The sequence below is a fragment of the Acidisphaera sp. L21 genome, assembly GCF_009765685.1.
In the GTDB taxonomy this organism is placed as follows: Bacteria; Pseudomonadota; Alphaproteobacteria; order Acetobacterales; family Acetobacteraceae; genus LMUY01.
The window spans coordinates 35188-53336 of the sequence record NZ_LMUY01000084.1 but is presented as its reverse complement, the minus strand read 5'-3'; the positions used below and the strand labels follow the sequence as shown (position 1 = coordinate 53336).

16 protein-coding genes are annotated in these 18149 nt (G+C 66.2%); 8 read left to right on the top strand and 8 right to left on the bottom strand.

The features are described from left to right. Positions 1–34 precede the first annotated feature (34 nt). Positions 35–2071 carry a glycosyltransferase gene (locus tag GSQ76_RS17785; protein WP_158745477.1) on the top strand — a complete coding sequence of 679 codons (2037 nt, stop codon included), beginning with the start codon at positions 35–37 and terminating at the stop codon, positions 2069–2071. Here GSQ76_RS17785 and GSQ76_RS17780 read toward each other — a convergent pair. Together GSQ76_RS17780 and GSQ76_RS17775 are read right to left on the bottom strand one after the other, a co-directional pair. Further along, positions 2027–2812, bottom strand: coding sequence for an anti-sigma factor (locus tag GSQ76_RS17780; RefSeq protein ID WP_158745476.1), 786 nt, complete (start codon positions 2810–2812; stop codon positions 2027–2029). The genes GSQ76_RS17785 and GSQ76_RS17780 overlap by 45 nt on opposite strands. Then, entirely contained in the window at positions 2809–3279 is a 471-nt protein-coding gene (locus GSQ76_RS17775) for a sigma-70 family RNA polymerase sigma factor (RefSeq protein WP_335904912.1), read from the bottom strand. Before GSQ76_RS17775 ends, GSQ76_RS17780 begins: the two co-directional genes overlap by 4 nt. A gap of 223 nt (positions 3280–3502) precedes the next feature. On the opposite strand from GSQ76_RS17775, the gene GSQ76_RS17770 reads away from it, so the two are divergent. From GSQ76_RS17770 to GSQ76_RS31190, 6 genes are all read left to right on the top strand, one after another. Further along, positions 3503–4120: a hypothetical protein gene (locus GSQ76_RS17770; RefSeq protein WP_158745475.1), complete on the top strand. Its 618-nt coding sequence runs from the start codon at positions 3503–3505 to the stop codon at positions 4118–4120. A gap of 120 nt (positions 4121–4240) precedes the next feature. Then, on the top strand, positions 4241–4852 hold the full coding sequence (locus tag GSQ76_RS17765) for a cytochrome b/b6 domain-containing protein (RefSeq protein ID WP_254070476.1): 612 nt from the start codon (positions 4241–4243) through the stop codon (positions 4850–4852). Beyond that, positions 4849–5610: a molybdopterin-dependent oxidoreductase gene (locus GSQ76_RS17760; RefSeq protein WP_158745473.1), complete on the top strand. Its 762-nt coding sequence runs from the start codon at positions 4849–4851 to the stop codon at positions 5608–5610. The genes GSQ76_RS17765 and GSQ76_RS17760 overlap by 4 nt, the downstream gene beginning before the upstream one ends. A 67-nt stretch (positions 5611–5677) precedes the next feature. Next, the gene (locus GSQ76_RS17755) at positions 5678–7366 is read left to right on the top strand and encodes an AMP-binding protein (protein WP_216851120.1); all 1689 of its coding nucleotides are present in this window, start codon (positions 5678–5680) and stop codon (positions 7364–7366) included. Positions 7367–7434: 68 nt separating this feature from the next. Next, a complete protein-coding gene (locus GSQ76_RS17750) occupies positions 7435–8922 on the top strand; it encodes an ATPase domain-containing protein (protein ID WP_216851119.1) in 1488 nt (495 codons plus the stop codon). Positions 8923–8948: 26 nt separating this feature from the next. Further along, positions 8949–10991: a hybrid sensor histidine kinase/response regulator gene (locus GSQ76_RS31190; protein ID WP_216851118.1), complete on the top strand. Its 2043-nt coding sequence runs from the start codon at positions 8949–8951 to the stop codon at positions 10989–10991. 1 nt (position 10992) lies between these two features. Here the strand turns inward: GSQ76_RS31190 and asnB are convergent, their stop codons facing one another. Genes asnB through GSQ76_RS17730 form a run of 3 tightly spaced genes read right to left on the bottom strand, consistent with a single transcriptional unit; the run spans position 10993 to position 14644 of the window. Continuing rightward, the gene (gene asnB / locus GSQ76_RS17740; RefSeq protein WP_158745471.1) at positions 10993–12744 is read right to left on the bottom strand and encodes an asparagine synthase (glutamine-hydrolyzing); all 1752 of its coding nucleotides are present in this window, start codon (positions 12742–12744) and stop codon (positions 10993–10995) included. Then, complete coding sequence (locus GSQ76_RS17735; RefSeq protein WP_408836840.1) at positions 12744–13757, bottom strand: glycosyltransferase; 1014 nt, start codon at positions 13755–13757, stop codon at positions 12744–12746. Before GSQ76_RS17735 ends, asnB begins: the two co-directional genes overlap by 1 nt. Beyond that, positions 13754–14644, bottom strand: coding sequence for a glycosyltransferase family 9 protein (locus tag GSQ76_RS17730; protein ID WP_158745470.1), 891 nt, complete (start codon positions 14642–14644; stop codon positions 13754–13756). Before GSQ76_RS17730 ends, GSQ76_RS17735 begins: the two co-directional genes overlap by 4 nt. Positions 14645–14723: 79 nt before the next feature. On the opposite strand from GSQ76_RS17730, the gene GSQ76_RS17725 reads away from it, so the two are divergent. Beyond that, positions 14724–15542 (top strand): folate-binding protein YgfZ, encoded by an 819-nt coding sequence (locus tag GSQ76_RS17725; RefSeq protein WP_158745469.1) that lies wholly within the window; start codon positions 14724–14726, stop codon positions 15540–15542. On the opposite strand, the gene GSQ76_RS17720 is transcribed toward GSQ76_RS17725, so the two are convergent. The 3 genes from GSQ76_RS17720 to GSQ76_RS17710 form a co-directional block, all read right to left on the bottom strand. Continuing rightward, the gene (locus GSQ76_RS17720) at positions 15539–16723 is read right to left on the bottom strand and encodes a methyl-accepting chemotaxis protein (protein ID WP_254070475.1); all 1185 of its coding nucleotides are present in this window, start codon (positions 16721–16723) and stop codon (positions 15539–15541) included. The genes GSQ76_RS17725 and GSQ76_RS17720 overlap by 4 nt on opposite strands. A gap of 63 nt (positions 16724–16786) precedes the next feature. Further along, positions 16787–17242, bottom strand: a complete 456-nt coding sequence (locus GSQ76_RS17715) for a thioesterase family protein (RefSeq protein ID WP_158745467.1) — start codon at positions 17240–17242, stop codon at positions 16787–16789. 2 nt (positions 17243–17244) lie between these two features. Further along, positions 17245–18105, bottom strand: a complete 861-nt coding sequence (locus tag GSQ76_RS17710; protein ID WP_158745466.1) for a DUF2076 family protein — start codon at positions 18103–18105, stop codon at positions 17245–17247. Positions 18106–18149 lie beyond the last annotated feature (44 nt).

The window sequence follows — 18149 nt, the reverse complement described above, 5'->3', positions numbered from 1 at the left end:
GCGAACCGCAACCCGATAAAAACGGAGACGCTGCGTGAAGAAGATTGGCCTGTGCATGATCGTAAAAAACGAAGCACATACGATCGAGACGTGCCTGCGAAGCGTTCACCGGCTGGTCGACTATGTGCTGATCGAGGATACAGGTTCCACGGACGGCACACAGTCGATCATCCGCAGTTACCTAGCGGACCACGCCATGCAAGGTGAGGTCTTCCAGGCAGACTGGCAGGATTTCGCGACCAACCGCAGCATCGGGTTGGACCGGCTGCGTCAGAACCAGGATATCGATTACGCCCTGGTGATAGACGCCGATGATGTGCTGGAGATGGCGGCGGATTTCGAACCCGCCGCCTTCAAGGCCACGCTGCATCACGATTACTACGACATGGATATCCGACTGGGGAGCATCCTTTATGCTCGCCCGCAAATCCTTAGCAACCGGCGGCCGTTCGCCTATAGGGGCGTCCTACATGAGTTCGTCGATGCACTCAGTGAGTTCACCCATGCGCGTGCGACCGGGTTGAGCATCAAATGCGGCACTCATGGCGGCCGCAGCAAGAACCCGCAGAAATACCTGGATGACGCTGCCCTGCTGGAGCGGACGCTGGATACCGAGACCGATGCGTTCTTGCGGTCGCGCTACACCTACTATCTGGCCCAGAGCCTGCGCGACGCCGGGCAGCCGGATAAGGCGCTGGCACGGTTCCTGGAACGCAGTGCGATGGGCTTCTGGAGCGAGGAAGTCTATGTCAGCCTGCTCTCGGCCGGGCGGATGATGCAGCGGACCGGTCACGATCTGGACGATACGCTGGCCATTTACGACCGAGCATCCGCTATCAACCCGGCACGGGTCGAGGCTTTGCACGACGCGGCACGGCTGTGTAACCAGAATGGCCGCTCCGCCCAGGCCTACGCGTTTGCCAGGCGCGGGATGGGTCGGCCGAAGCCAGTCGGCGGGTTGTTCGTGGAAGCGCCGATCTATGATTACCGCCTGCCCGACGAGTTCGCCATCGCCGCCTACTGGACCGGCGCCTATGCGGAGAGCCTGGCGGCCAGCACGGCGCTGCTGGGCGGTGATACTCTGCCGGCGCAGGAGCGGACGCGGGTGAGCGCAAATGCGAAATTCGCGCTCGCCAAGCTGCCGCAACCCGCCAGTTTCGGCCAACAGAGCTTCGTCGATCAGTTCATACCGCAAACCCCGCGCGACCTGTGCGCCCGGTTGGACGATCCTCCGCGGGTGATGGTGGCGATCCTGGCCAAGCAGGCGGCGGTCGCGCTGCCGCTATATCTGGAATGCATCGAGGCACTGGACTACCCGAAAACCGCGATCACCCTGTACATCCGCACCAACAACAACACGGACGACACAGCGCAGATCCTGCACGATTGGGTCGATCGGGTTCGTCCGATGTACGACCATATCGAGTTCGACCCAACCAACCTGCCCGTCCCGGTCGAGCAGTTCGACGTACATGAGTGGAACCCGCTGCGCTTCGCGGTGCTCAGCCATCTGCGCAATAGTTGCCTGCAGAAGACGCTGGAGTATCGCTGCGACTTCCTGCTCATGGCCGACACCGACAATTTCATTCGGCCGCATACGCTGCGGAACCTGGTTGCCAGCAACCTGCCCATCGTGGCGCCGCTCCTACGCTCGGCAGACCGCGGGAGCTACTATTCGAACTTCTTCGCGCAGACGACGGAGACCGGTTACTACGCGGAGTGCGAGCAGTACCACTGGGTGCTGGAACGCCGGGTATGTGGCTTGATCGAGTTGCCGCTGGTGCACTGCACCTACCTCGTTCGGGCCGACGTCATCCCGCATCTCGGCTATTCCGACGGGTCGGACCGGTATGAGTTCGTGATCTTCAGCGACCGGGCCCGGCAGGCGGGCGTTCCCCAATATATCGATAACCGCGAAGTCTACGGCTATATAGGCCGGGACGACATCGTGACGCATGTTCGCGATGTGAACGCCCTGATGCGCGCCGAACTCGATACGGCGAAGGCTGGTCCTTATCGGGACCGGCTACAGGCCGACGCTGTCCCGCACGCGGTTGGCGATGGAATGTAAGCGGGCGCGATCGCCCTCCGACATCACGCTGTAGCCGATCTGGCGGTTGATCCAGGCATAGCCGTCGACTGTGCCTGCATCGACCGACCGCATCGGCATCTCGTCGCCCCGGCGCATCGGCTGGATGTAGACGGTGATGCGGTTGTGCTGCGCGTCCTCGTAGATCAGCATCGCCGCCGGGCCATACATAACGGCCAGCATCCGGCCGCCCAACAAATGGTAGCCGAGGGCCGTGAGGTCGGGGATTGCGACGGACCGGCCGAGCTTCTGCGTGATCAGCCCCGTCAGTTCGATCGCGCTATCTGGCCGCAACTCGATGGCATGGGCCGAGTCGTTGGCGAAGGTGCGGTAGGCGGAAGCGGCCTCCATACTCAGTCGTGCGATTTCGGTGGGGTTTTGCGGGCCGTGCGCCAGCCAGCCGCCGGCGCCGCCGACCGCCAGAGCCAGCACGATACTGGCGGCGAGGCGCCACTGATTGCCGCGGCTGCCCGCGGCCAACCGCGCCTCCGCCAGGCTGGACAGGCTCAGCGCCGGCGGGATCGGCTCGCGGTGGCGGAAGGCGAGAGCGTCCCGCAAGATGTCGCGCTGGGCGCGCCAGTCGTCGACCCGGCGTTGCAACGCCGGGTCGACGGCCAAGCGCCGTGCCACCGCCTCCCGACGCTCCGGGTCGAGGCGGTCGTCGACAAAGGCGTGCAGTTCCTCCTCCTGCACCGGGCGGGGGTCGGGAATACGGTCGCTCATTTCACACGACGCAGCGCCGGGCGCTCGCGTCCTTCCATGCGTGCGCGCAGGGCGTCGCGGCCGCGGCTGAGGCGGGACATGACGGTGCCGATGGGCAGCCCCAGCACCGCGGCGGCCTCGCGGTATTCCAACCCCTCCACACCCACCAGCAGCAGCACCTGGCGCTGTTCGTCGGGTAGGTCGCGCAGGCCCTGCATCATGTCGCGGGCCGCCAGGCTCCATTCCTGCGGCGGCGGTATCGGCAGGTCGATCGTGGCGGCGTCCACGCTGCGGCCCCGGCGGCGTAGGGTCCGCCAGCGGCTAACGCTGAGGTTGTGCAGGATGGTGAACAGCCATGGCCGCACCGCGAGGTCGCTGGACGGCGTTGGGAGCCGGCCAAGCGCGCGGACCAGACAATCCTGCACCAGTTCGTCCGCGTCGTCCCGGTTTCGCAGCAATGCCCAGGCGTAGCGGCGCAGGGCCGGTATGTTCTCCTCAATCTCGGCGATGATGGATGTCGGCTGGGAGATGGTTGTGTGCCCTTCGATATCCGGTCAACGCTGCAGATCCCGATTTATTCCAGCATCAGAGGCCAAAAGAAACTTTTGGTGCCGTGGGAATATCCGGGGGGCCGGGGCGTTGATGCTGGCAATGGCAAGGCTGGGCAACCGGCGGCGTGCATGCCAGGGCACATCACACTGAGGTTAGACCATGAACAGACGCTTGATGCTGGGCCTTCTGGGCAGCCTATCCCTCGCGGGCGGCGGCGCTTTCGCGCAGACCACCCCGGCCGCACCTGGCCCGGCTCGCATTCGCGGCACCGTGAACGCGGTCACGCCTGATGGGCTAGACCTCACCACCCGCGACGGCGCCAAGCAGCACATCGTGCTACCGGCGACCTTCCGCGTTGTGTCAGTCATCAAGTCCAAGATCGCCGACATCCAGCCCGGCAGCTACATCGGCTCCGCAGCGGCTCCGCAGCCTGACGGCACGCTGAAGGCGCTGGAAGTCACGGTGTTCCCGCCCGCCATGAAGGGCGCCGGCCAGGGCAGCTACGCTTGGGATCTGGGTCCGTCCAGCAGCATGACGAATGGCACGGTTGGTAAGCTCGAGACGACAAGCGGTCGCATGATGACGGTGGATTACGGCAGCGGCGAGAAGAAGATCGTGATCCCCGACGATGTTCCCATCGTGTCGCTGGAACTGGCCGATCGCAACATCATCGTTCCCGGCGCCCATGTCATCGTCAACGGCACCCGCGCCGCCGATGGCACGATCACGGCCGCCGGCGTGAACGTTGGCAAGGACGGCATCACGCCGCCGATGTAACACGCCGACCTAACACCGGGCACCCGGCGCGAGTGCATTGGAAACGCGGACCTCTGGTCCGTTCATGGAGGCTAGACGACCATGATCTCCGCATCGCGCCGGGATCCTTCCCGAGGGCGCTTGATCCTCGTTCATCCACTGTTGGTTCGCCTTACGCACTGGGTGAACGCGATCGCCATGGTCTGCATGGTGATGAGCGGGTGGGGCATCTACGACGCCACGCCGCTGTTTGGCTTCAGCTTCCCACGCTGGGCGACCCTTGGCGGTTGGTTGGGCGGCAGCATCGCGTGGCACCTGGCGGCCATGTGGCTGCTGGTCGGGAATGGGCTGATCTATATCGGCTATGGCCTGATCAGCCGCCATTTCCAGCGATCCTTCCTGCCGCTGCGACCGATGGACATTTGGGGTGATTTCATCGCCGCGCTCCGCTTTCGCTTGGCGCACAAGACCGGCGTGTATAATTCGGTGCAGCGGCTGCTGTACATCGCGGTGCTGCTACTTGGCGTGATGGCCGTCGCCACCGGGCTGATGCTGTGGAAACCAGTGCAGTTCCAGACGCTGGCTGGTCTGGTCGGCGGCTATGAAGTGGCGCGCCGGCTACACTTTGTGGCCATGAGCGGGATCGTCGGGTTCACCGTGGTCCACCTCGCCCTGGTCATGCTCGTGCCCCGCACCTTGCCGTCGATGATCACGGGCCGGGCGCGGGAGCATGCTTCGGAGACTGCCTCATGATTCCTCACCCACCTCGCGCGCCGGTCAAACTCGACGATCACCGCACGGCACTGCGTCGGGTGGAGCGGCGGTTGTTCCTGCGTGGCGGATTGTCGCTGGGGGCGCTGACGATGCTGAGCGGCTGCAGCCTGCAGGACGGTGACACGGTGGACAAAGTGCTGTGGGCGATGTCCCGCTTCAACGACCGTGTGCAAGCGCTGTTGTTCGATCCCAACCGCCTGGCGCCGACCTACGATGCCAGCCAGATCACCAAGCCGTTCCCGTTCAACGCCTTCTACGCTGTGGATGACGCGCCGGAGGTGGATGGCGGCGATTGGGCGCTGGAGGTGTCGGGGCTGGTGGAGGACAAAACGCCCTGGCCGCTGGCCCGGCTGCGCACGCTGCCCCAGGCCGGGCAGATCACCCGGCACATCTGCATCGAGGGGTGGAGCGCCATCGGCCAATGGAGCGGAGTGCCGTTCCGCACGTTCTTGGAGCGGATCGGGGCGGATTTGCGGGCACGCTATATCGGGTTCAAATGCGCCGACCGGTATTACAGCAGCGTCGACATGGCGTCTGCACTGCACCCGCAGACCATCCTGGCGCTGGATTACGGAACGACGCCCCTGCCGCTGGAATATGGGTTTCCGATGAAGCTACGGGTGCCGACGAAATTGGGCTTCAAGAACCCGAAATACATCATGTCCATGTTCGTCACCAACGACTATCCGGGCGGCTATTGGGAGGACCAGGGCTACAACTGGTTCAGCGGGTCGTGATCGGCGATTGACCACCTCATCCGGACACGCGAGCATCCCGGGATCATAACGACCAGGGGATACGGCAGTGACCGAGGCGCTGAGCTACGTTCACGGCGCGATGGACGTCCCGCTTCTGGGCGAAACGCTGGGCCGCAGTTTCGAACGGACGGTGGCGCGGTGGGGCAATCGGCCCGGGCTGGTGGTGCGCAGCCAGGGCGTGCGCTGGACCTATGCGGAGCTGGATGCGCGCGCGGAGGCGTTCGCTGCCGGGCTGCTGGCGCTGGGGGTGGAGCCTGGTGACCGCGTTGGGGTGTGGTCGCTGAACAATGCGGAGTGGCTGGTGACGCAGATCGCCACCGCGAAGGCCGGCATCATCCTGGTCAACATCAACCCGGCCTATCGCGTAACGGAGCTGGAATACGCGCTGAACAAGGTGGGCGTGCGGGCCCTGGTGACGGCGACGGCGTTCAAGACCAGCGATTATATGGGCATGTTGCGGGAAGTGATCCCCGAGCTGGCCGGCAGCCAGCCCGGCCATCTTCGATCGGCGCGGGTCCCCAGCCTGCGGATCGTGATCCAGATCGGCGGCGCGAGCGCGGGCACCATTGGCTTCGATGGCGTGGCCGAATTGGCCGGGGCGGCGGAGCGGGCGCGGCTGGCAGCATTGCGCGACACGCTGCAGTTCGACGACCCGATCAACATCCAGTTCACCTCCGGCACCACCGGCAATCCGAAGGGCACCACCCTCACCCACCACAACGTGCTGAACAATGGCTTCTTCATCGGCGAGGCGATGCGGCTTACGGCGGAGGATCGGCTGTGCATCCCTGTGCCGCTGTATCACTGCTTCGGCATGGTGCTGGGCAACCTCGCGGCGATCACCCACGGCGCTTGCATGGTATATCCCGGCGAGGGTTTCGATCCGCTGGCGGTGCTGGAGACGGTGGCGGAGGAGCGGTGCACCGGGCTGCACGGCGTGCCGACCATGTTCATCGCGGAAATGGAGCACCCCCGGTTCGCCGAGTTTGATCTGTCGAGCCTGCGCACCGGTATCATGGCCGGGTCGCCCTGCCCGATCGAGGTGATGCGGCGGGCGGTGGATCGCATGCATCTGCGCGACATCACCATCTGTTACGGCATGACGGAGACCAGCCCCGTCAGCTTCCAGACCACGGCGGATGACCCGTTGGAGCGCCGGGTGTCGACGGTGGGGCGCGTCCATCCGCATTTGGAGGTCAAGATCGTGGACGCAGAAGGGCGGATCGTGCCGCGTGGCGTGCCCGGTGAGTTGTGCACCCGCGGCTACAGCGTGATGCTCGGCTACTGGGACGACCAACCGCGGACCGAGCAGGCGATCGACGCCGCTCGCTGGATGCATACTGGCGATTTGGCCGTGATCGACGCGGAAGGCTATTGCAACATCGTCGGGCGGCTGAAGGACGTGGTGATCCGCGGTGGGGAGAACGTCTTCCCGCGGGAGGTGGAGGAGTATCTGTATGGCCACCCTGCGATCCTGGACGTGCAGTGCTTCGGCGTGGCGGATCCGCGTTACGGGGAGGAGCTTTGCGCCTGGGTGAAGCGGCGTCCTGGGTCAGGACTGACCGAGGACGATGTCCGCGCCTATTGCCGTGGCAAGATCGCGCACCAGAAGGTGCCGCGCTACGTCAAGTTCGTGGATGAGTTCCCCATGACGGTGACTGGCAAGATGCAGAAATTCCTGATGCGGCAGGCGATGGAGCAGGAACTGGGCGTCGTCGCCAGCGTCACCGCCTAGCTGCTTTGCGCACGAGAGACTTTCGGAGCAAATCCTCTTAAAGACGGGTCCAGCAAGGAGCATTGCAGGTGACCAAGGAAGCTTTCGGCCTGGCGCGTATCGGGATCGCCGGGTTGGACAACGTGCTGAGCGGTGGACTGACGCGGAACCGCCTGTATCTGGTGGAAGGTACTCCAGGTACCGGGAAGACCACGCTGGCACTAAACTTCCTGCTGGAAGGCGCGGCGCAGGGTGAACAAGGTCTTTACATCACGTTGTCGGAGACGGAAGTCGAGCTGACGGAGGTTGCCGCCTCGCACGGTTGGAGCCTGGACGCGCTGACGATCTTCGAATTGGTGACGGCAGACGGGTTGAACGTCGACCAGGAACAATCGGTATTTCATCCGTCGGATGTGGAGTTGGGCGAGACCGTCCGCGGCGTCATGGCAAAGGTCGACGAGTTGACGCCGACACGCGTGGTGCTCGACAGCCTGTCCGAATTGCGGCTGCTGGCGCAGAACCCCTTGCGCTACCGGCGGCAGATCCTGGCATTGAAACACTATTTCGCGACCAAGCACTGCACCGTGCTGGTGTTGGACGACCGTACCGCAGACCCTGGCGACCTGCAGCTTCACAGCATCGCGCATGGCGTCATCACGCTGGAGCAGATCCAGAGCGGCTTTGGGAAAGAGCGACGGCAGGTGCGGGTCGTGAAATATCGCGGTGTGAAATATCGTGGTGGTCAGCACGATTTCGTCATCGATCGCGGTGGCTTGCGCGTGTATCCGCGCCTGATCGCCAGCGAACATCATCGGGATTTCTCGCTGGACGCCGTCTCGACGGGGGTTCGCGAGCTGGATGGGCTGCTCGGCGGTGGTCTGGTGCCTGGTACGAGCACGCTGTTGAGCGGGCCGGCCGGCGTTGGCAAGACCACGACCTCGCTCCGTTGTATCATGTCCGCGCTGGAACGCGGTGACCGCGCCGCGTATTTCCTGTTCGACGAAGGCCTGTCCACGCTGCTCGTCCGGTCGGCCGCGTTGGGGATGGATTTCGGGCCGTATCTGGAGTCTGGCACCCTGCTGATCCGCCAGATCGACCCGGCAGAGTTGTCACCGGGCGAATTTGCCGGGGCGGTCCGCGAGGCCATCGAGCAGCACGGCGCCCACATGATCTGCATCGACAGCCTCAACGCCTACCTCAAGGCGATGCCGGACAACAACTACCTGGCGCTGCAAATGCATGAGTTGCTGAGCTACCTCAATCAACTCGGGATCGTGACCTTGTTGGTGCTCGGCTACCACGGACTTGTTGGGGACCTGCGCGTTGACGTCGATCTAAGCTATCTGGCGGACAGCATCATGTTCATGCGTTTCTTCGAGGCAAGCGGTGAGGTCCGGAAGGCAATTTCGGTAGTCAAGACCCGCACCAGCGACCACGAGAACACCATTCGGGAATATCGGATTGGCGTAGGCGGTCTGGTTGTGGGACCGCCGCTGCGAAACTTCCATGGCGTTTTGAGCGGCAGCCCGACCTATGACGGCGACCATCAGTCGCTGTTACCGCGAGGCCAACCGTAGCGACTCCGCCGATGGAAAATCGTGTCTTGATCCTGGCCCCACATGGCCGAGACGGCGCCGTGATTGGAGAGTTACTGTCCGCCAAGGCGCAGGTCGTCGAGCGCTGCGCAGACATCGCGGCATTGGTGGCGGCGCTGGAAGTCGGGGGTGCGCTTGCCATCGTGGCGGAAGAGGCATTGGGGCATACCGACCTTGCCCCGCTGCAAGCGTGGTTGGCTGGCCAGCCGCCCTGGTCGGATTTTCCCTTCGTCGTACTGGGTCATGGCCGCCGGGAAGCCCGCGCAATGCGGGCGTTGGAGCGGTTGGACAGCCTCGGCAACGTGATTCTGCTGGAGAGGCCACTGCATGCGGAGGGGTTCCTGCGCACCGTCGGCTCGGCGTTGGGCGCGCGGCGGCGGCAGTATGAGGCGCGGGCGCGCGTGGCCGAGTTGCGGGAGAGCGAGACCAAGTTCCGCGCCATTACCGAATCGATGCCGCAGATCGTCTGGTCCGCCGGGCCGGATGGCGAGCACGACTTCTATAACGAGCGATGGTTCGCATTCACCGGCATTCCGCATGGCTTCGGGTCCGGCCATGGCTGGCGGGATCTGGTGCATGCCGATGATCGATCCGAGGCATGGTCGACCTGGCGGCACAGTGTTGCCACCGGAGACGACTATACGATCGAGTATCGGCTGCGGCGGGATGACGGGCGCTACATCTGGGTGCTGAGCCGGGCGACGGCGATCCGCGACGGCCATGGCAATGTGCTGCGCTGGATGGGGACCTGCACCGACATCGAGGAGATCGTTGCCGCCCGGGAGACCCTTGCCCGGTCGCGCGAGGAACTGACGCAGTTGATCGAGACACGCACCGAGGACCTGCAGACCGCGTTGAGCCAGTTGCAGGCCGAAGTGGTGGAGCGCGAACGGGCGGAGGCGCAGCTTCGCCAGTCGCAAAAGCTGGAGGCGGTCGGGCAACTGACCGGTGGCGTGGCGCACGACTTCAACAATCTGCTGACGGTGATCGGGTCCTCGGTCGACCTGATGCGCAAGCCCGACCTGCCGGAGGAACGACGCCGGCGCTACATGAACGCGATCACCGAGACGGTGGCCCGGGCATCGAAGCTGACCGGGCAATTGCTGGCGTTTGCCCGGCGACAACCGTTGAAGCCCGAGGTGTTCGATGTCGGCCATCAGGTGGAGAACGTGGCCGAACTGATCCGCCCGCTCGTGGGGGCGCGGGTGCGGATCGATCTTCACCTCTGCTCCCCGGCCTGTTTTGCCAAGGCGGATATCGGCCAGTTCGAAACCTCACTGGTCAATCTGGCGGTGAACGCACGCGACGCGATGAGCGACGAAGGCAGGCTGTCGATCAAGCTGGCCGAGGTCGACACGATGCCGTCGATCCGCGGCCAGGCTGCCAAGCCGGGCGCGTTCGTCGCGCTCTCGATCGCCGATACCGGCAGCGGCATCCCCACCGATACGATGGACACGATCTTCGAGCCATTCTTCACCACCAAGGAAGTCGGCAAGGGCACCGGGCTGGGGTTGAGCCAGGTTTTCGGGTTCGCCAAGCAATCCGGGGGCGACATTCAGGTGGCCAGCCCACCCGGAAGCGGGGCGATCTTCACGCTGTATCTGCCGCGTGCAGACGCACCAGTGGTGGACACGGCCGAGCCCGAAGCCACGCATGTCCAGGCAGCCAATGTGCATCACGGCGAGGTACTGGTGGTGGAAGACAACGACGCGGTCGGCCAGTTCTCGACCGAGATGTTGAGCGACCTTGGCTATCACACCACCTGGGCGGCGAATGCGACCGAAGCCCTCGCGTTGCTGGCGGAGCCGGCGCGACGGTTCGATCTGGTGTTCTCGGACGTGATCATGCCCGGCATGAACGGCGTCGAACTCGCCCATATCGTGCAGGAGCGGTTTCCTGGCATCCCGATCGTGCTCACCAGCGGCTATAGCTCGGTCCTGGCGGCGGAGGGGCGGCATGGCTTCGAGCTGATCCAAAAGCCCTACTCGGTCGAGGCCCTATCGCGTCTGCTGCACAAGGTGATGGCGGAGCGGGCCGCGCTGCTGCAGTAGGCTACGCCGCGAGGACGGAGAATACGTCGCCCTGAATCGGCAGCGCCTCGATATGGGCGCGGTGCCACAGGGCGTAGAACAGCAGCGACCAGGCGGCGAAGCTCTCGTGCCGGCCGGTGGCGTTGCGGAACAGGGCGGTGACGCGGTCGGGATCGGCGATCTCCGCCACGCCAGGCTGGGCGGCGACGAGCGGGCCGAGCCGAGTGCCCTGCCCTGCGATCCAGGTACCGATCGGCACGGTGAAGCCCTGCTTCGGCGCGAAGGGCCGGGCTTCGGGGAAGTTCTTTTCCAGCCAACGGCGCAACAGCCATTTGCCGCGGCCGCCCTGCACCTTCAGTGCATCTGGCAGGCGAAACGACGCGGCGGCGACGCCGCTGTCCAGGAAGGGTGTGCGGCCTTCGACGCCGTGCGCCATGAGGCAGCGATCCAACTTCAACAGCAAGTCGTGCGGTAGCCAGTCCGCCATGTCGGTCGCCTGCGCCACCTGCAGGCGGCTGCGGCCACCCGCCGTGGCGCTCGACTCGGCTGCGGCGATGCCGTCGCGCCAGCCCGGCAGGCTGGACCGCAGCACACCCAATTTGTCGAACGTGCCGCGGGTGCGCATGCCACGGCCGCCACGCCACCAGGGGCGCATGGCGCTGCGATAGCGGCCGTAGCCGCCGAATAACTCGTCGCCGCCCTCGCCCGACAGCACGACCTTGACGTCCTGCCGCGCCCGTTTGGCCAGAAACCAGGAGGGGATGATCGCGTAATCGGCTGCCGGGTCGTCCATGGCGGCGACGATCCGGGGCAGTTCGGCCCAGACCATCGCCTCCGTCACCTCGATCGATTCGTGGTGGGCGTTGACGGCGCGGGCCAAATTTGCGGCTTGCGCCCGCTCGTCGGCAGCGCCGGGCACGTCGAAACCGGCGGTGTAGGCGCGCACGGGTTCGGTGTTCAGCCGGGCCATCAGGGCCAGCACAGTGGCGCTGTCCACGCCGCCAGACAGGAACATGCCGTAGGGGACGTCGCTTCGCTGGTGCAGATCGACAGACTCCTCCAGGGCGGCATCCAGCCGGGCGAGCGCAGCGTCCTCGCCAATCTCCTCGGGCGGGCCATCCGGCAGGGCTGCGAGGCGGGTGCGGTCGACGACGTGGCCATCGACGACGCGTACCGTCTCGCCGGGCAGGACGCGCTGGATGCCCGGGAAGATGGTGTCCGCGCCGGTGGTGAACTGGATCTGCAGCAGTTCGTCGCGTGCCGCCGTGCGCACACCACGCTTGACCAGGCCGGACGCCAGCAGGGCCTGTGGTTCGGAGGCGAAGGCGATTCCGCCAGGGACCGACGCGGTGTAGAGCGGCTTGATGCCAAACCGGTCCCGCGTCAGCGTCAGGCTGTGGGTGGCGCGGTCGTGGATGGCGATCGCATACATGCCGCGCAGGCGTTCGGCATAGGCGGTGCCCTGCTGGCGCCAGAGGTGTAGCGGCGGCTCACAATCGCTGCCGGTTGCCAGCGTGAGGCCGGGTGATAGCTCGCGGTAATTGTATACCTCACCATTGGCGACCAGGGTGGCGGCGCCGGCATAGAGGGGCTGATCGCCGGTCTTCAGGTCGATGATCGCCAGGCGGGTCTGCAGCAAGGCGGTGCGACCGACCGTGCTGTTGCCGCCGCCGTCCGGCCCGCGATGGGCGAGCGCATGGGACAGGGCGCCCACCACCGTTGCGGACGGGGGTTGCGCGCCCGGCTCCAGGGCCAGGCCGGCAATGCCGCACATCAGGGTTTCTCCACAGTGGCGAGGAAGCCGCGCCACTGATCCAGGACGGGGGCCTCGGCGAATTCGGCCGCGTAACGCGCGCGCCCAGCCTTTGCCAACGCCGCGGCGAAGCGGGGGTTGCCCAGCACCAGGCCCAGCGAGTTGGCCAGCGCCTCGTGATCCTCCAACGGAACGAGCAGGCCGTCCTCACCGGGGCGGATCAGTTCACGGGGGCCGTCGGCAGCGGTGGCGACGATGGGGCGGCCGGCGGCGAACGCCTCCACCACCACGTTGCCCAGCGGTTCATGGCGTGAGGGGCAAGCGAGCACGTCGCAACCGGCCAGCAGGGAGGCGGTGTCTTGCCGCCATCCGGGGAAGATCACACGGTCGACTACGCCGGATTGGCGGGCGAGCGCCTGCAATGGCTCCAGTTCCGGTCCCTCGCCCGCGATGATGGCGTGGACGCCGGGCAAGCGTGGCAGGGCGCGAATGAGGACATCGAACGCCTTGTTGCGGTGCAGCCTGCCGAGGGCGAGCACCAGTTTGCGTTTGGCGGGAACGCCCAGGCGCTCGGGCGCAGCGCCGGACAGGTCGGGGGCGAAATTGGGCAGATAATGGGTGCGGGCTGCGGGCCAGCCCTGGGCCACGATCCACTCCGCCAGTGTGCGGGTATTACCGATGAGATGGTCGCAATTGCGGTAGTATCGCAGGTCGTAATAGCCGCCCAGCCGCCCCGCCAGCACCCAGTCGCCGCGCGGCGCGAAGCGGGCTGCCCGGTTCATCCAGGCGACGGCGACGCGGGGGGCGAATTCCCGGAGGGCGGCGGCCAGGCGCGGGCGAGTGTGCAGGTCCAGCGCACCGCCGAATGACAGTTGGACGGGGGACATCTCGGCCAATCGCGCGGCGCGGCCGGGATCGGTGCGGATCATGGGCAGGACGGTGTCGCCGGCTCGGTATTGCGCCAGGGTCAGCCGCTCGAAGAACAATTCTGCCCCGCCATTCGGGGCGCCGGCCATGAGGTGGGCGACCTTCACAGCATCTCCCTCGCGCGGGCGACGACCAGATCGACGGGCAAATCCTCGATCGGTGCGCGGCCGGGCGTGCCGGGCGCGAGCACGGCGGTGGCGATCCGGCCGGCGGGGGCATATTCGCTGGCCGGGGTGGGGCCGAACAGGCCGATCGTGGGCGTGCCGGCCGCGGCGGCCAGGTGCATGAGGCCGGAATCGTTGCCTACGAACAGGCGGCACCGGGCCAGGCAAGCTGCGGCCTCCGCCAAGGTGAGCTTGCCTGCCAGGTCGATGGCGCTGGGCAACGCGGCCAGGACGGGGGCGGCCATCGCGCGCTCCGCCTCGCCAGGACCGGCGAAGATGGCGACGCGGGCGCCGGGTAGCGATGGTTCCAGGGCGCGGAAAAGGGCGACGAAGCGATCGGCGGGCCAGACCTTGCCGGACCAGTTGGCAGTCGGCCCCAGTGCGATGATCGGGGCGCCCGGCGGCAATAGCGCCGCAGCGCGAGCGTGGTCTTCCGGCGCGGACCAGGTGACGGGCAGCGGAGGCGTGGACAAGTTCAACGTGCCGGCCAAGTGGGTCAGCCGATGGCCCGGCCGGCGCCCGCCGCGCATGATGGCGCGATGCCTGGCGGGGATGAGGAGGGTGATTGCAGAGCCACGCAGATCGACCGCCAGATCCCACAATGTGGTGACTGTCTGCGACCATAGCGTTAGCCAGTGGCGGTCGTAGCGGCGCTTTTCCATGACGAGCGTTCGCTCACGATTCGGCATGCGGTCGAACACGCCGACTGCCACCGGCCCGCAGGCAATGGTAAACCGCGCGTCCGGATGCAGCCGCAACAGATGGTCGAGCAACCCGGTGGACAGGACCGCGTCGCCGATCCGCGTCGCGGTGATGAACAGGATCCGCACGGGGGCTGTGTTACAGCCGCTCGCGTTTGCGGGGAAGGCCCCGCTTGTTACGGGGGCACGCTCCGCCTAACTGCGATGCATGTCCCACCTTGCCCGCCTGCCCAACCGCGCCGTCCTGTCCGTCACCGGGGATGATCGGGTGACCTATTTGCAGGGGTTGGTGTCCAACGACGTCAGCCTGGCGACCGCAGGCCATGCGGTGTGGGCCGCATTGCTGACGCCGCAGGGCAAATATCTGGCGGATTTCTTCATCATCGCCGATGGCGATCGGCTGCTGTTGGACGTGGAGGCCGGGCAGCGCGACGACCTCGCCCAGCGACTGACCCGGTTTCGCCTGCGCGCCAAGGTAACAGTGGAGCCGGATACACTGGAAGTTTACGCCGGCTGGGGTTCGACCGCGCCGGAGTCCGGTTTGGTGGTCGCCGACCCACGGCTGCCGAAGGCCGGGTGGCGCGTGTATGGCAACGACCTTGCTACCACCACCGAGGCGGAAGATTACGACTACCACCGCCTGAGGCTCGGCCTGCCGGATGGCACGCGGGATATGGAAGTGGATAAGAGTGTGCTGCTGGAGGCCGGGTTCGACGAGCTCGGTGGGGTGTCCTGGACCAAGGGCTGTTACATGGGCCAGGAACTGACGGCACGAACGAAGTATCGCGGCCTGGTGAAGCGTCGCCTGGTGCCCGTAACGGCAGATTCGCCGCTGCCTGCGCCGGGCACGCCGGTGCTTCGGGACGGGGTGGATGTCGGCACGATGCGGTCCAGCAAGGGAATGCTTGGGCTGGCGCTCATCCGTGTGGATGCGCTGGAGGCCAAGCTGGACTGTGGCGTTCCGATCACGACGCAGTTGCCAGCCTGGTTGCAGATTGCGACCCCGGTGGCCAAGCCGCTCGGCTAGGCGGCGTCGAGCACCGCCAGGCCTTCTACCGACACCAGCAGGCTGGCGCGGCGCTTGTCCATGCCATTCACCGCCTGGGCGATGGCGACGCTGCCGGACCGGGCAGCCTCGGACGCCTGTTCTGCACGGCCGATGGCGTCGGCCACGGTGCCGGTGCCAACGGCGACACGCTGCACGCTGCTAGCGATCTCCGCCGTGGCAGCGCCCTGTTCTTCCACCGCGCAGGCGACCTGGGCTGCCAGGGTGCTGATATCCTCAATCCGGCCGGAGATGGCGCGGATGGCGACGATGCTGCCCTGGGTGGCGGCCTGCATGGCGGCGATCTGTCCGCCGATCTCCTCGGTGGCGCGGGCGGTCTGTGCGGCAAGGTTCTTCACCTCGCCCGCGACGACCGCGAAGCCACGACCGGCGTCGCCGGCACGGGCGGCTTCGATGGTGGCGTTTAGCGCTAGCAGATTGGTCTGGGCGGCGATGTCGCCGATCAAGCGGACAACGTCGCCGATGCGGCCGGCGGCGTTGGCCAGTTCCTCGACCGATTCGTCGGTGCGCTTGCTCTCGGCGGCGGCTTGACGGGCGCTTTCGGCGCTGCGAGCGACCTGGACAGCGATTTCGCCGATGGAAGCGGATAGTTGCTCGGACGCGCCGGCGACTTCCTGGATGCCTTTGGCGGCGAGTTCGGCGGCGCCGCGGACGGCGGCCATTTCGCGCGAGGCGGCTTCCATGCCGTCAACCACGCCCGCCGTTGCCGTGCCCACGGCATCGGCTGCATGGGTTTCACCGGCAATCTCGCGGGTCATGCGCTGCTGCAGCTTGCGGATCGAACCAATCTGTTCGGCATGGCGCAAGGCGAGTTCGGAGAGTTCCGCGTCCTTTTGCGCCACCTGCGTTTGCAGCTTGGTAATGGTGCCGCGAAGACCGACCTCCCGCCACAATGCGACGCCAACCACGCCTGCGGGGCGTATGGTGGACACCGCACCTTCACGCAGTGGCGCCAGGCCCCACCAGACCAGGCCGGCAAGCATCATCGATGCTAGCGCCAGCAGGCCGGTCGCCATCAACCAGGTGGTAAGGTCTGCGCCCTCGGCAAACAGGATCGCCGCGGCCAATCCGCCATGCAGCAGGATCGAGACGCCAACCAGAAGCGGGCCGAACGGCAAACGGTTGATGTATGTGTCGGGCATGCGGGGCATTGCGCACTCGGGTCAGTTCTGCCCGAACGCTAATCAAAGGAGGTTAAAACCTTATCAACGTGCCTGGCCGACCCGGCGACCCGCCCAATCCGGCAGCGCCACGCCCGGTGGCGGCAACAGGGCCGACACCCTGGCGGCGTCCTCTTCCGCCAACGGGGCGGTGCGGCGCGTGCCGAGGTCGACATGGAGGAACAGGACTTCCTGCATGGCGACCATGGCGTCGCCGGAGCTCATTTCATGCAGCAGATGCAGCCGCTTTCCGCCACCCTCGGCCAGGCGCGTCCGGACGAGGAGCGCATCCCCGAGCCGGACTTCCTTGCGGTAGAGGACATGGCTCTCGACCGCAAAGGTGCTGCGACTGGTCCTGGCGCGGAAGGCCGGGCCGAGCCCGGCCATGTCGAGCCAGGCGTCGGTGCCGCGGTCGAACACCACGACGTAATAGGCCAGGTTCATGTGGCCGTTGCTGTCCAGCCACTCCGGCTGAACCTGGTCGCGGTGTTCGGCCCACATGCCTAGAGCGAGTTGTCGTCGAACCCGCCGCCGCTGCTGTTGTCCTGACTGTTGTCCCAGCCGCCGCCACTATTATCGTCCCAGTTAGGGTCGGGCTGCGCGCTTTGGGTAGAGTTGTCCCAGTCAGCCGGACCACCCGCTGCCGGGGCGCCGCTGGCGGCATCACCGTAGTTGTTGATGGTGGTGTTTTCGACCGGGATGGCGGCCGCACCAAACCCACCACCCATCCCGCCTGCACCCATCCCCCCGGCGCCGTGGCCGGAGAACATGTCCATCAGCAAATTGCCGGCGACGACGCCGCCCGCCACGCCGGCCGCCGTGCCCAGTGCCGAGCCTAGAAAGCCGGAGCCGCCGCCACGCTGGAACATGCCGGGCTGCATGTTGGGCGGGTATTGCGGAGGATAGGCGCCGCCCGGGGGTGCATAGCCGGGCTGCTGCTGGGCGTATTGCGGCTGGCCCTGGTTCCAGGGGGATTGCTGCTGCTGGGGCGCCGGGCCGCTGCCCTGGCCGCCGCCGAACAAGCCGCCAAAGAAGCCGCGTGACTGCCCCTGCTGCGGCTGCGGCGCCGATTGCTGCATCTGCTGCATTTGCTGGCGCGCCTGCTCCAATTCCGCCTGCATGCGCTGAAGGCGGCTGCCGGCCTCAGCCAACGCAGCCTCCTGCACCACGGCCATCTGGGTGATGCGGTAGCGGGCCTCGGGGTGGCGGGCGAATTCATCGGCGATAAACCGGTCCGCCTCCGGGTCGATCGGGGCCATTGGCGGCTGGGTGGACGGAACGCTGCGGGAGAAGCCGCCGCTTACGCTGGTGCCTCCGACGCGCGCTACGAACTGGGAAATCAGGTCGCGTTCCTCGTTGGTCATTCTATCACCTTGTCGGAGATTGCGTGGGCAGTCGGCCTAATCCA